At 64.4% G+C, this 14,223-nt stretch carries 10 protein-coding genes and 1 tRNA gene; 5 read left to right on the forward strand and 6 right to left on the reverse strand.

Annotated elements, in window-relative coordinates; translation table 11 throughout:
- Positions 1-324: 324 nt before the first annotated feature.
- Positions 325-401, reverse strand: a tRNA-Pro gene (locus VGD20_RS18915).
- A 107-nt stretch (positions 402-508) separates the two neighbouring features.
- The gene (locus VGD20_RS18920) at positions 509-937 is read right to left on the reverse strand and encodes a JAB domain-containing protein (RefSeq protein WP_331135927.1); all 429 of its coding nucleotides are present in this window, start codon (positions 935-937) and stop codon (positions 509-511) included.
- 142 nt (positions 938-1,079) lie between these two features.
- Between VGD20_RS18920 and thyA the strand changes: the two genes are divergently transcribed.
- From thyA to VGD20_RS18940, 4 genes are all read left to right on the forward strand, one after another.
- Positions 1,080-2,015: a thymidylate synthase gene (thyA, locus tag VGD20_RS18925; protein ID WP_331135928.1), complete on the forward strand. Its 936-nt coding sequence runs from the start codon at positions 1,080-1,082 to the stop codon at positions 2,013-2,015.
- A 92-nt stretch (positions 2,016-2,107) separates the two neighbouring features.
- Positions 2,108-3,418 (forward strand): 3-methyl-2-oxobutanoate dehydrogenase (2-methylpropanoyl-transferring) subunit alpha, encoded by a 1,311-nt coding sequence (locus VGD20_RS18930; protein WP_331135929.1) that lies wholly within the window; start codon positions 2,108-2,110, stop codon positions 3,416-3,418.
- Positions 3,419-3,450: 32 nt separating this feature from the next.
- Complete coding sequence (locus VGD20_RS18935; protein ID WP_331135930.1) at positions 3,451-4,455, forward strand: alpha-ketoacid dehydrogenase subunit beta; 1,005 nt, start codon at positions 3,451-3,453, stop codon at positions 4,453-4,455.
- Between the two features lie 4 nt (positions 4,456-4,459).
- Entirely contained in the window at positions 4,460-5,737 is a 1,278-nt protein-coding gene (locus VGD20_RS18940) for a dihydrolipoamide acetyltransferase family protein (RefSeq protein WP_331135931.1), read from the forward strand.
- Positions 5,738-5,849: 112 nt separating this feature from the next.
- On the opposite strand, the gene VGD20_RS18945 is transcribed toward VGD20_RS18940, so the two are convergent.
- The 4 genes from VGD20_RS18945 to VGD20_RS18960 all read right to left on the reverse strand — a co-directional run bounded on the left by VGD20_RS18945 (position 5,850) and on the right by VGD20_RS18960 (position 13,535).
- Positions 5,850-10,937, reverse strand: a complete 5,088-nt coding sequence (locus tag VGD20_RS18945) for a hypothetical protein (protein ID WP_331135932.1) — start codon at positions 10,935-10,937, stop codon at positions 5,850-5,852.
- Between the two features lie 68 nt (positions 10,938-11,005).
- Positions 11,006-12,070: a hypothetical protein gene (locus tag VGD20_RS18950; protein ID WP_331135933.1), complete on the reverse strand. Its 1,065-nt coding sequence runs from the start codon at positions 12,068-12,070 to the stop codon at positions 11,006-11,008.
- A gap of 74 nt (positions 12,071-12,144) precedes the next feature.
- Positions 12,145-12,609: a hypothetical protein gene (locus VGD20_RS18955; protein ID WP_331135934.1), complete on the reverse strand. Its 465-nt coding sequence runs from the start codon at positions 12,607-12,609 to the stop codon at positions 12,145-12,147.
- Between the two features lie 11 nt (positions 12,610-12,620).
- Entirely contained in the window at positions 12,621-13,535 is a 915-nt protein-coding gene (locus VGD20_RS18960; RefSeq protein WP_331135935.1) for a hypothetical protein, read from the reverse strand.
- Between the two features lie 332 nt (positions 13,536-13,867).
- Between VGD20_RS18960 and VGD20_RS18965 the strand changes: the two genes are divergently transcribed.
- A partial coding sequence (locus tag VGD20_RS18965) for an AI-2E family transporter (protein ID WP_331135936.1) occupies positions 13,868-14,223 on the forward strand: 356 nt, incomplete at its 3' end.

Below are 14,223 nucleotides of genomic sequence, written 5' to 3' on the forward strand. Positions count from 1 at the left end.
CGACCGAAGCCTGTACCTCACGCCTGAATGTCTGCCCGACGCGGAGCGGGTAGCGCGACTGGCAAGCTGGTTTTCCGATCTTGTGAAGGAAGCAGCGCAGGCACGACCCGAATCTGAAATAATCCCGCAAGCCGCCGAATAAAAAACCACCTCGTACCGGAGTACGAGGTGGCCAGGGTCCAGGGAGGACGCACCCGCGTCACGGATGACAGGGCACTCGCCGCGATGGAAAGGGGGAAAACCACGGCGGCGTGGCTTGGATTTAGGAGTTTGTTTGCCGACTTACAAGAAGAGACGGTGCAGAATCTGCAATATGCAGGAAATTGGTCGGGGAGAGAGGAGTCGAACCTCCGGCCCCTGCCTCCCGAAGACAGTGCTCTACCAGGCTGAGCTACTCCCCGACCGATCTGCGCGCCGACCGGGGTCGCCGCGAAGGCAGGGCGGTCCTCTAGACGCGCAATCTGTGAACTTCAAGCGTCAATCGGCACATCGAACACGATTGCCCGAACTACATCATTTCGGCAGTTCGAAAGCTGAAATGACCGCCTGCAACGAAAATCAGATGATCGATCAGGTCGATGCCCATCGTCCGCAGGAAAAGTGCGGCTTCGTGCGTCGTGCGGATGTCGGCGTCGCTCGGCCATGCGGCACCGGACGGGTGGTTGTGCGCCATGAGGACCGAGGCGATGCCGCTGCCCAGCAAGCTGCGCCAGCAACGCGGCGGGATGACACAGCGCCCGGTCGTGGCGTCATCGGCGCGTTCGATCCGGACCAGTCGTTCGAAGGCATCGAATCCGGCGAGGAGCAGCGTTTCGCGTTCGTCATCGAACAGGGGGCGCAGCAGCTGGTGCGCGACCGCATCCTCGGACTGGCGCGGCACAAATCCAGCCAGCACCGAAGGCTCTGGCGCTTTGCCGACGGGTTCGAACAGGGTCATCCACGGACCCTTGCGCCCGGGAGGCATGATTCCCAACGCCGGACTGCCCCGCAACGGAGGCTTTGTGACGTCACGCCTGCTGGTCCCTTGTCCGCTCGCGGCGCGAGGCCTAGCAACGATGGGGTCAAACCGGGAGTGAGTCTTGCCTGATTCCATCCATTATGAACTGCAATATCTCGACCTGATGCGCCGTATCTGGGTCGAGGGCGACGAGCGCGTCGACCGTACCGGCGTCGGCACGCGATCGCTGTTCGGCGAAACGATGCGATTCTCGTTGAAGGACGACGCGATTCCGTTGCTGACGACCAAGCGTGTGTATTGGAAGACCGCGCTGCGCGAACTGCTCTGGTTCCTGACCGGCAACACCAATATCCGTCCGCTCGTCGCGCAGGGCGTGAAAATCTGGACCGACTGGCCGCTCGACAAATATCGCCGCGAGACCGGCGATATGATCAGCGCCGGGGATTTCGAGGCGCGGATCATCGCCGACGATGAGTTTGCGGCGGCATGGGGCGATCTGGGACCGGTCTACGGCCATCAATGGGTCAATTGGCCGCGGTACGAGCCTGCGGGTGATGGCCTCTTCCGCCGTGCCGGGCAGGGGCATAACCAGATTGCGGCGCTGATCGATTCGCTTCGCGACAATCCGGGCTCGCGGCGGCATATCTTCACTGGCTGGAACGTCGCCGATCTTGACCGCATGGCGCTACCGCCGTGTCATATGACCTATCAGTTTCATGTGCGCAGCGATGGCGGCCTGTCGTGCCTGTTGTTCCAGCGGTCGTGCGATCTCGGGCTGGGTTTCGCGTTCAATGTCTTCGAAGCCGCGCTGCTGACGCGCCTTATTGCACAGCAATGTGACCTTCATGCACACGAACTGGTGTGGACGGGCGGCGACGTGCATCTCTACCTCAATCATGCGGATCTGGTTGAAGAACAGTTGTCGCGTGTGCCCGAAGGCAGCCCCAAGCTGCGTATCTTGCGGCAACCCGATAGCATTTTCGACTACCGGTTCGAGGATTTCGCAGTCGAAGCCTATGCCCCGCAAGCGCATATTTCCGCGCCTGTCGCGGTCTGACGGCGGGCGTTGCATTCATATGGCGTCTGTAATAATATGTCGCCACGTTGAAATATAACTAGGCGCCGATTCGCGCTTGGAAGGACGAGGATATGCCCGAGACGCACCCCGAAACGAACGTGGGGCGCCCGGCGAGCAATTTGCCGCCGCTGTCGCTTCATATCCCTGAACCGCGTTATCGCCCCGGTGATACTCCGGATTTCGGCGATATCGAGGTTCCCCCCGTCGAAGCCGCCCTGCGACCGAGCGAAGCGACCAAGCCCGATGCGATGCGCGAGCTCAGCTATGGCCTCGTTCGCGTGCTCGATTTCGACGGGCAGGCGAAGGGGCAGTGGGATCCGAAGCTGACGCCCGAGCGGCTGCGCACGATGCTTCGTAATATGATGCTCACGCGAGCGTTCGATGACCGGATGTTTCGCGCGCAGCGGCAGGGCAAAACCAGCTTCTACATGAAGTGTACGGGCGAGGAGGCGACCTCGGTCGCGTCGACGATGGCGATCGACCGCACCGACATGGTTTTTCCGAGCTATCGGCAGCAGGGCATCCTGATCACGCGCGACTATCCGCTGATCCAGATGATGAACCAGATCTATTCGAATCGCGGCGATCATCTGCTCGGCCGCCAACTGCCGATCATGTATTCGGCGCCCGAGCATGGTTTCTTCAGCGTATCGGGCAACCTTGCGACGCAATATCCGCAGGCCGTGGGCTGGGCGATGGCATCGGCGTCCAAAGGCGACAGCCGCATCGCGACCGTCTGGTGCGGCGAGGGTTCGTCGGCCGAAGGCGACTTCCATTCGGCACTGACCTTCGCGACCGTTTATAACGCGCCGGTTATCTTCAACGTCGTCAACAACCAGTGGGCGATTTCTAGCTTCTCGGGTTTCGCCGGCAGCGAGCGCACGACCTTCGCGGCGCGTGCGGTCGGATACGGTATCGCGGGCCTGCGGATCGACGGCAACGACCCGCTCGCGGTTTACGCTGCGACGCAGTGGGCGGCCGACCGCGCGCGCACCAACAACGGCCCGACGTTGATCGAGCATTTCACCTATCGCAGCGAAGGCCATAGCACCTCGGACGACCCCAGCGCCTATCGCGCCGCCGACGAGGCGACCGCCTGGCCGCTCGGCGACCCGATCGCGCGGCTTCGCCAGCATCTCGAAACGATCGGCGAATGGGATGCCGAACGTCACGAGGCGCAAGCAAAGGAACTCGACGATCTGGTCAAGACGACCCAGAAACAGTCCGAAAAACTCGGTATCCTCGGCCACGGCATGCACCAGCCGTTCGAAACAATGTTCGAGGACGTGTTCGAGGAGATGCCTTGGCACCTCAAGGAACAGTGCGCACAGATGCTCGCCGAACAAGAGGCCAAGTTCGGCCCCAACTGGAAGCCCGAATGATGGCCCCCGAATCTCAAACCACCACCAAAACCATGAACATGATCGAGGCGATCAACAGCGCCATGGACGTCATGCTCGAACGCGACCCCAACACGGTGGTGATGGGCGAGGATGTCGGCTTTTTCGGCGGCGTGTTCCGCGCGACGGCGGGCCTGCAGAAAAAGCATGGCAAGACCCGCGTGTTCGACACGCCGATCAACGAATGCGGCATCATCGGCGTCGCGGTCGGCATGGGCGCCTATGGCCTGCGTCCGGTTCCCGAAATCCAGTTTGCCGACTATATCTATCCCGGGCTCGACCAGCTCGTCAGTGAGGCGGCGCGCCTGCGCTATCGTTCGGCGAATGATTATATCTGCCCGATGACAGTGCGCACGCCGTTCGGCGGCGGCATTTTCGGTGGCCAGACGCACAGCCAGTCGCCCGAAAGCATCATGACGCATATCTGCGGCGTGAAGACAGTGATCCCGTCGAATCCATATGATGCCAAGGGTCTGCTGATCGCGGCGATCGAGGATAACGACCCTGTCGTCTTCCTTGAACCCAAGCGAATTTATAACGGCCCGTTCAGCGGCTATTATGATCGCCCGGTCGAGCCATGGTCGAAGCACGAAGCGAGCGCGGTACCCGAGGATTATTATCGCATCGAACTCGGAAAGGCCGCAACGGTGCGTTCGGGCGAGGCGCTCACCATCCTCGCCTATGGCACGATGGTCCATGTGACCAAGACGATCGTCGAGGAAATGGGCATCGATGCCGAGATCATCGACCTGCGCACCTTGCTTCCGCTCGATATCGACGCGATCGAGACGTCGGTGAAAAAGACCGGCCGCTGCCTGATCATCCACGAAGCGACGCGTACCTCGGGCTTCGGCGCCGAACTCGCCGCGCTGGTGCAGGAGCGCTGCTTCTATCACCTCGAGGCGCCGGTCGAACGCGTCACCGGCTTCGACACGCCTTATCCGCATAGCCTTGAATGGGCCTATTTCCCCGGCCCGGTGCGCATTGCGACCGCGCTGACCAAGATTTTGAAGGACTGACGCCATGGCCCGCTATTCATTCCGTCTGCCTGACATCGGCGAAGGCATCGCCGAGGCCGAAATCGTCGCCTGGCACGTGCGAGTAGGCGAACGCGTCGAGGAAGACGCGCAGCTCGCCGACATGATGACCGACAAGGCGACCGTCGAAATGGAATCGCCCGTGTCGGGGATCGTCGTCGAACTGGCGGGCGAGGTCGGCGACCTGATCCCGATCGGGTCGACGCTGGCGGTGATCGAGACCGACGGCGACGGCGATGTCGAAGCGCCGCCTGCTGACACGCCGGTCGAACAGGAAATCGTTGCGGAAACCCCCGGTGCCGAAGAAATCTCGGTGGCCGAGGTTGCCGTGCCCGAACCGGTCGCTGCGCCCGCGCCGCCGCCGGCCCCCGTATCTGCGCCGGTTGCTGCGGTAGGTCACGGAAAGCCGGTTCTGGCTTCGCCTGCCGTTCGCGCCCGTGCAAAAGACCTGGGTGTCGACCTGTCGAAGGTTCAGGCCGAAGGCGATCGCATCCGTCATTCCGATCTGGATGCCTTTCTCCGTTACAGCGGCGGGCAGGGTTATCACGCCCCCGGCGCCAGCCGTGCCCGCGCCGACGAACCGATCAAGGTCATCGGCATGCGTCGCAAGATCGCCGAGAATATGGCAGCGTCGAAGCGCGCGATCCCGCACTTTACCTATGTCGAAGAAATGGACGTCACCGCGCTCGAAGAGATGCGCGCCGACCTCAACGCGAATCGCGGCGGTCGTCCGAAGCTGACGATGCTGCCTTTCCTGATCGTGGCGATCTGCCGGACGATCCCGCAATTCCCGATGATCAACGCGCGCTACGACGACGAAGGCGGCGTGGTGACGCGCTATGGCGCCGTGCACCTCGGCATGGCGACGCAGACCGATGCGGGGCTGATGGTCCCGGTGATCCGCGATGCGCAGGACAAGAATGTGTGGCAGCTTGCGAGCGAGATCACGCGCCTTGCTGAAGCCGCGCGCACGGGCAAGGCCAAGGTCGAAGAGCTGACCGGCGGTACGCTGACCGTCACTTCGCTCGGCCCGCTCGGAGGGATCGCAACGACGCCGGTGATTAACCGGCCCGAGGTGGCGATCATCGGTCCGAACAAGATCGTCGAGCGTCCCGTCTTCGACGGCGACGAGATCCGCCGCGCGAAGCTGATGAACCTGTCGATCAGCTGCGACCACCGCGTCGTCGATGGCTGGGATGCGGCGAGCTATGTACAGGCGCTCAAGAAGCTGATCGAGACGCCGGTTCTGCTGTTCGCGGACTAACCGCTTCCCATTTTCGTCATGCCGGACTTGATCCGGCATCCCGCTTTGCGAAACCGATCAGCGGGACCCCGGATCAAGTCCGGGGTGACGAAGGGTAAGGAGGAGTGTCGATTTACAGCCCCAGCCCCTGAAAGCTGGTCTGGTCGAACTTCAGCTTGAAGGTGACATAGGCGCCCGAGCGCGAATAGCGGGCATCCTCGAAGTCGCGGTCGTGGAAGCCCGCGAAATTATATCCGAAGGTGACGTTCGCATTCTTGAACGGCGCCAGCGTGACCGTCGGCCCGCCCGCCCAGCTGACGGTATCGGCATCGGTCCCGACGCGCACGGTGCCCGACGCGCCGACGTCGACATGCTCGCCGAGGCTGAAGCGGAAGTCGGCGCCGATCAGGTTCGACCATCCCTTGACGTCGTCGGCGCCGAAACGGTCGAAATTATAGCGCGTGCCCCAGAAGATGCCGAATTCGGCGCGCTCGTACCACATGCCAGCCTCGCCGCGATCGCCGAGCGGGGTCCAGTTTGCCGACAGGCTGTTGAGCAGCCGGCGGCTCGTCGCATCGCCGTCGATCGTCAGCGCACCGCCGCCGATCGGGCCCGGCTGACCCGCAACGGCGCCGCGCACCTTGTCCGAGCGGAACTCGCTCTTGTTGAGCCACGACACGCGCGAATCGGCGGGGCGATGTGCCCAGCTCAATTCGAAGTTGATCACTTCGGTCGTCGGCGTCGTGCCACTGCCGCTCGCTTTGGCGTAAGTGAAGAGCGCACCGAGCGCGCGGCCTTCGCCGAGCTGGCGGAGACCGCCGAGCGTCAGGCCGTAACGGTTGGCGAGTTCGCCGTCGCGATATTCGGCGCGGCCGGTCAGCGTCCAGCGGTCGGCGCGCCAGGTCGCGCCGGTGCTGATTGCGAGGAAGTCTTCGGTCAGCGTGGCATTGCCGCCGAGGAAGCCACCCGATGCGACCGGATGTTCGGTGTTGAGCACATCCTTTGCGCGAATGCCGCCGATCGTGCGGTTGCCGTCGACCGACGCGTCGATCGTCAGGCGTTCGCCGAGCTTCAGCGACTGCGACAGGCCATAGGCGGCGAAGCTGCGCGGGCCATATTCGCCGATCTCCTGCTGGTTTGCGGTCGCAAGCAGGCGCCCGCCCGCCCAAGGCGCGAGGTCGAAGCCGAGCCGCGCGGTACGCGCCTTGATCGTATCGCCGTCGGCGATTTCATAGCTTCCGACGAGATTGACGTCGCGGGTCAGCGCGAAGCGTGCGCCAAGGCGATGACGCGTCGGGAAATCCACGCTCGCATCCTTGCCGCCGAGGGCGAATTCGGTCTGTGCATCGAGCTCGAGCCGCTTTTCGAACAGACGCTGCGTCGCGCCGAGCTGGACGAGGTTCGACGTGTTGCGCGTCCCGTCGCTCAGCCGGTCGTCGGCGTGAGTGAGGCCAGCGCGCGCGACCGTGGTGCCATTGTCATATTCGACGAGCGCGCGCGCGGCACGGCGGCGGGAGCCGGTGTCGAGATAATCTTCCTGCCACGCGCTCCCGGTGACCGACAGCGCGCGCGAGGCGCGCAGCCGCGCGTCGAACCCGAACTTGCGCGTGCCGTCCTCGCCGCGGTTGAGCTGGCCGGCGCCGAAACCCGACTCGCGTTCGCGGACATAGGCAAGGAAGTCGGCGTTGCTGCTGTGATGCTCGGCCTCGATCAGCCATGCCTTCGCAGTGCCTGCGCTCGCGGCGGGACTGCCATTCTGAGCCTTGGCGTCGCTGACCGCGAGTTCGGCGCGGACTTCGGTGTCGATATTCGGGCGATAGCGCGCATCGACGCCGCCGAGATTGGTTTTGGCGTTGCCGTCCTCGTCGTGGATAAAGGTCGCACCGACGCGAATCTTCTCATCGTTCGACCGATAGCTCACGCGGCCGCCGGTGTTGAGCACGCGCTGGCCTACGCCGTGGACTTCATATTCGGCGACGATGAACTGCGGATCGAGGTTCGACGAGCGGCTGAGCACGGGTTCGCGGAAACGGATCGTGCCCGACAGATAGTCGATGTCGTAGTCGACGTGGCGCGACAGGCTGACGCTGTCGACGATGCGCTCGCTGTGCAGCCGGTCGCGCGTTTCGATGACGATCCGCTCGCTGTTCGGCAGGATGTCCTTCGCACCGAGCTGGTACGGCCCGGTCAGGCCGTTGCCCTGGAACTCGTCGCGGCGGAAACGGTAGGGCGTGTCGGCGACGAAGCCCGTTGCTGCGACATTGCGGCCGCGATACTCGGCCTTGCCGCCATTCAGCGCACGCTGGTAGCGAGCGAGTTCGGGTTCCGAAATTCCCGTCTCGATGTCACCGAACATCGCATAGAATTGCGGGCGTTCGAGGCGCAGGTAGAGCTTGCGCACCGATGCGGCGTCGTAGCGCGTCTCGTTGCGGTCGGCGTAGATGGTGTAATAGGCACGCGGATCGATCACCCCGCCGAACCGCGTGTCGTCCTTGTCCTTGTCGCTGTCATAGGCGAGCGTCATCAGCCATTTTCCGCGCACGCGGCCCTTGGCATAGAGGGCGAGGCGGGCGTCGGCGTTGAGGTCGTCGAGATTCTCCGCCACCGGCTCCATCCGGTCGTCGAGCGTGTTGTAGCCGAGCGTCCCGGCGGCAAAGCCGACGACGGTCCACGGGCGATTGCCCGGATCGAGCCAGGTTTCGATCGTCTGCTTGCGCGTCACCTTGTCGTCGCGGAAGTTGAAATCCATTGCGAGCGTGCCCGACGCCGTGGTCGGTTCGAGTTCGATATTGGCGATGCCGTCGTCGCCATCGATTTTCCAAACCGGCTGCGCACGTTCGAGGCCCGCAAGCTGGCGCGCCTGCTGCGCGTCGGCTTCGACCGCGGGATAATAGGGGGCAGGGACGGCGAAATCGCCCGTCAGGCCGGCGCGCACCGGCTTGCCGTCGCGGTCGGTCAGGCGCACCGCGATCACCGGCCGCGTGACGCCATCGGCGACGAGTATCGATTTTTCGCGGATCAGCGACGCACGCATCGGGGTGATCGAATAATGGACGTTGCGTTCGAGCGTTTCGATGATGGCGCCGTTCGCATCCTTCACCTCGGCGACGAGGCGGTTTTCGCCTTCGCGGATTTCGAGCCCGCGCCACAGGCTGACTGCGACGCTGCTGTCGGCGGACTTGCTCGTGCCTTCGAACGTCAGTTCGCCGGCAGGCTTCCCATTGACGCGGAGCGAGACCGTCTGGCCCGGAGCGTGCTTCACCGCCGCGCGGATCGCCTTGGCGCGCGGATTATGGTCGATTTCGGGGAAAAGCCATGCGATGCCCGGTGCCTGACCCACGAGCCAGTCGCGACCGGCGCCGGCCGCTTCGGGGTCGCTCAGCACCTTGGGCGCCTCGATCGCCGCCTTTTCGGGCGGGGCGCGCGGTTTGCCTGCGACGGCGCGGAAGTCGGCGCGTTTCAGCGAACCGCCGCGGCCTTCGACGAAGCGCGAGATGGCGCTGCCGGCACTTTGTGTTGAACGGGCGCAATCGACGGCTTCGCGGTCGAGCGGCAGCGTTGACGGGTCGATCTGGACGACGTGGATGCCGGGGCGCACGCCCTCGAAATGATAGCGGCCATCCTCGTCGGTGACGGTGTAGCTGCCGTCCTGAAGCATCACGCGGACACCCATGATGCCATCGGCCTTGCCCGGATCGACGCGGCAGCCGCCATCGGTGATGCGGCCGATGATCGTCATCCGGTCGCCCAGCTGGTCGCGTTTGATCGAAATCGTCGCTTCGGCGATGTTGCTCTGTGCGCCGCGATTGTCGGTGGCGGTCGCGCGGTTGAGCGCGCTGCCGGGCTGCGCCGACACAATGACTTCGGCCAGATAGGTGAGCAGCGCTGCGCGCGATGCCGCGATCACGGGAATGGTGACGGCAAACTCGCGGCCATTCGCGGCAACGTCGGCGGTTACGCGAACGCCGTCGATGCGCACCGTGTCGGCGCGTAGACGCATACCCGCGGGCAGGACGTCGCGCACGGTCACCGCGCCGGTATTGCGGCGGGTGTCACGGTTGGCGACTTCGATGCGATACTGGATCACGTCGCCCGGCACCGCGACCTGTGTCGAGGTCGTCTTGCGCAGGATCAGCGGCAGGCCGGGCTGGTCGACCGGGATGTCGACGCGAACGGGGGCGGGGCTGTTCAGCGTGAAGATATTGCCATAGCTGGCGTCGGCGATCTCGAACGGCAGGCCGTCGTCGGGGCGGCGCAGCCCGGCGAGAGCGCCGGGGCTCGACTTCGACGGCGCGGTAAAGGGCGCCGGCGGCTCGACGACAAGGCGATAGCTGCCCGGCGCGACGAAGGGAAAGCGATAGTCGCCCGGCGGGAAATTATAGGTCGCGCCGCCCGAATCGGTAACGCTCTGGCCGGTGACGACGCTGGAGGGATAGGTCGAGACGCCGTCGTCGCCGAACACCTGTGCGGGCTGGCCGGTCGCGGCGTCGACGATCGTCACGCGGCTGCCGGGGACGGGGGTGCCGTCGCCGCTGTCGAAAACGATGCCGAAAGGATCGACGAGGAAATTGATCGTTGCGAGCGCGACGAGGCTGGCGTTTGCCTGGTCGGTGACGCGCAGCACCAGCGGCGCGCCGGGATCGACCGACAGCCGGCAATCGCCCTGCGCCAGCGCGGGCGGAACGCCGATCGTGTTGATGATACCGACGAACTCGCCGCTGTTGTTGGCGGTTTCGGTGAGGGTAATCTGCTCGCGGTCGCCGTTTTCGAGTTCGAGCATGACCGGCAGTGTGTCACGCGCCTGCGGATCGGTGTTGGCCGATGCGAGCGTGACGCCGACGACCAGCACTTCGCCGGCGCGGAAATTGTCGGTGCTTTGCAGCGACGCGGGAGCGGTCGAGATGCCCTCGTAAACCCCGCTCAGCGGGATCGTCGTGTTGCGCGCGGTCGTGCGATTGCACTGGGTGGGCGCCAGCGGCACCGATTTGTTGCCGCTTCCGCTGGTCAGGCGATAGGTCGCGATCGTCGGCCGTTCCGGCGGGCGCGGGGCCACCGTCACATCGACGCGATTCGACAGCGCCTGTCCGGGCTGCCCGTCCTGCGTCCACTGCGCCGCCGCAGTGTTGGTAATGACCTGCGCGTTCGCCGCGGGTGCCGCGGGCAGCAGTGCTGCCGCGACCAGGGCGGTCACGAGGCCGAAATATTTGCCGGTGCGTGCCATCAGAAGCCGCGAAAGGAGCAGCGGGAGACGGTTTTCGGGCCGTACCCGCTGCTCCGATCGTTACCCGATCAGTTGACGGTCGCGCGGAAGACGAGCGTGCGCGTGTCGCTCGTCGCAATCGATGCGATGCTTCCCGACACGTTGGGTGCGACATAGCTGCCGCCCGTCGCGCCGTTGGCGTCGCAAGTGCCGCCGGTGACGGTGCCGCCCAGCTTGATGCCGAAAACGGAATCATAGGTCAGCTGGCCCGGAACCGGGTCGGTGATCAGGACGGTCGTTGCGGCGACACTGCCGGTATTGGCGACGGCGATGCAATATTCGACGACCGCGCCCGGAATGAGCTTGGGATTCGTCGTATTGTTCAGCGGATCCGAAATGACGCGGCTGGTCTTGGTGACCGCCAGCGTAGCCGTCTGCACCGTGTAATCGTCGTTGTCGCTGTGCGAGGCATCGCGCGCGATATCGCCGGTTACGCCCGCGATGTCGGCAAAGACAGTGTCCTTGCCTGCGGTGTTCGCGCCGGTGGTTTCGGTGATCGTTCCCCCTTGCGTGCCGGCGAGTCCGCCTTCGCGCGCGGTGGCCCGCAGCGTGACGCCTGCGACCGCATTATTGGCGAGCCCCGTCGGGATATCGGCGACGACAAACAGGCGGATCGCCGTGTCGGTCACGAGCTCGTCGATATAGGTGACGAGTGCGTCGCCCGCATCCCAGCTGCCAACGCTTCCGCTTGACGTATTGTCGCGATAAATCCGGATGTTGGCGGCGTCGAACGTGTCGGTGCCGCCGTGCGACGCCGTACCGCCGGTGATCTGCGACGCGGCGAGCGCGAAGTCGAGCACCTCGTTCGAGCTGTTGGTCAGCTGGAAGGTCGTGACGGCATTCGCCTGGCCCGGCACGACATTGGTCGTGAGGTTAGCGACTTCTTCGACAAGCAGGTTGATCTTGCGGTCGACGGTGAAATTGTTCGACGCGCTTTGCTGAACCTGGCTGACGCCCCCGACCTGGAAATCGACGGTGGCGGTATTGGTGATCGTGGTACCCGCGGTCGTACCCGCGGCAAATGCCGGGGCAGCGGCGACGCTCGAAAACGCCGCCAGACCGATGATACCCATATAAGTCAGCTTGCTGGTCATAGCTGAGCTCCTAGGCTTTATGTGGCCGCCGTTTCCCCACCGCTGGCGACCGTTAAGCGGTTTATTTCAATCGGTTATTTGACAACCCCCCGAAACATGAGCTTGCCCGTCCCGCCGACCGGAATCGGATTCTGGAAGGCCCAGCGGATGTGCGTGACATCTGCAGGCTGCGCGGCGCGGCGGGTGCCGTCGGCCATCGGGACGGCGAGGTCGGAAAGCAGTCCCCACTGCTTTCCGCCATCGACCGAAACGAGCGGCCGCGTGTCGCCGGCATCCGCAAAGCGGACCGCGGCGGGCATCGGGTTGGTGATCACAAATTTGTCGGCGGCCTGTGCCCCGGCGTTGCGATAGGCGAGCACGAAGACGAGCCGGTCGCCGGGAACGACAACCTTCGGTTCTTCGAGCAGGATTCGCTGCTTGCCGTTGGCGTCGGTCGTCACACGTTCGACGAACACGCTGTTATCGAGCGCTACCTGGTTCGCGGCATATGCCTGTGCGGGCAAAAACGCCGCAAGCAGGACGAAAAGAGCCGTACGCATGCGCATCTCCATCAATCGATTGTGGTCTGGAAGGTCACGGTGCGGGTCTGGCCGCCGGCGACCGTGCCGAGCGCGACGTTGATCCGTGTGCCGTTGAAGTCGCCCGCATCGCCGTCGGCTGCATCGGACAGTCCGGCGCCGCCGAGCTTGATCGAGCCGGGAAGGTAGGTCGTGTCCGCCGGGACATTGTCGGTGATCGCGAGACCGCTGACCGAACCGCTGCCGGCGACGGTGGCGACGATCGTGTAGGTGATCGTCGCGCCGGGGACCGGATCGGCAGTGCCAAGCGAATTGGTGATGACCGCGGATTTCACCAGGGTGACGGTCGCCGCCGAGACGACGAACGCCCCGGCATCCTGTCCGTCGGCGCCGGTCGTGCCGACGACAGCGTCGCCGCCGCCTTCGCCCCGGCCTGCAAAGCTGGTTCCCGGCGTGCCGGTACCCGTCTTGGCCGCTGCAACGAGGCTGACGATGCCGCGATTGCCGTCGACAGCCGTTCCCGGCGTCGTCGCGAGGACGAAGACGGTGATGCTCTGGTCGGGATTGAGCGCGGGGTCGTTCGAGCCCGGCGTATAAAGCGTATCGGTGCTGGCGTCGAAAAGGCCGTCGCCATTGTCGAGATAGATCTGCGTGACGACAGGGTCGTAATTGTCGCCACCGGCATTGGCGACGGTGGTGAGCCCGAAATTCTCGACGCCGTTGCCGTTGTTGGTGACCGAGAAGGTCAGCACCTGGCTTGTCGCGCCCGGCGTCGTCGGAACGTCGGCCGGGTTGCTCGAATCGACCGTGACGTCGAGCAATTCATCGACGAGCAGGTCGACGCGGTTCGAATCGACCGTCGTCGTTCCGCCGCCCGTGTCGAAGCTGGCGCTCGCGGTGTTGCTGATGGTGGAGCCGGCACGCGTGCCGGCGGCTTGAGCCTGCATCGGCAGCGCGAGCGCGGCCAGAAGGGCGAGGGCTGAACAAGAGGGAAGAAGCTGATGCTTCGCGCCCCCCACAGGCGCTTTCATCATCATGGATACTCCAGAAGGTTGGTCCTTGGAGCCCTCAGTCGCCGAAAAAGGGTAATTTCTGGTTAAAAAGCAGGAAGAAAGACGCATTCTGCCCCAGATGGGGACAGGCAGCGCGCCCGATCCGTCGCAAAACGGGGCGACTGGCGCGCAAAGTAAAGCTCGCGTAAGACGAGGCGGTTAACGAGGAGATACAGGTGGCAGAGGACAGGGGGAGCAAGGACACGCGCTCGCCGCGTTCGAATCCGCTGCATCAGATCGAGATCGATGATTTCCGCCGTGACCGGCTGCTCGCCGCGCTGGCGCTGATCCTCGGTGCCGCTTTCTGTCTCGGCCTGCCCTTTGCCCTGCAGGCGGGCGCCGAGTTCTTTTTACCGCTGACCGCCGCGATCGTCATCGCGATCGCGCTCGTCCCGCTGCTCGAGTGGCTCGAGCGGCGCGGGATGCCGTCGGCGCTCGCCGCCTTTCTGGCTCTCGCAGCCTTCCTCGCGATTATCAATGCCGCGCTGGCGATCATCGTCGTGCCGGCGACGGGCTGGTTCGCACGGCTTCCCGATTCGATCCCGCGCATCCAGAGCAATCTGGCACCGCTGATCGATTTTTA

The organism is Sphingopyxis sp. (genome assembly GCF_036402335.1).
Lineage (GTDB): Bacteria > Pseudomonadota > Alphaproteobacteria > Sphingomonadales > Sphingomonadaceae > Sphingopyxis.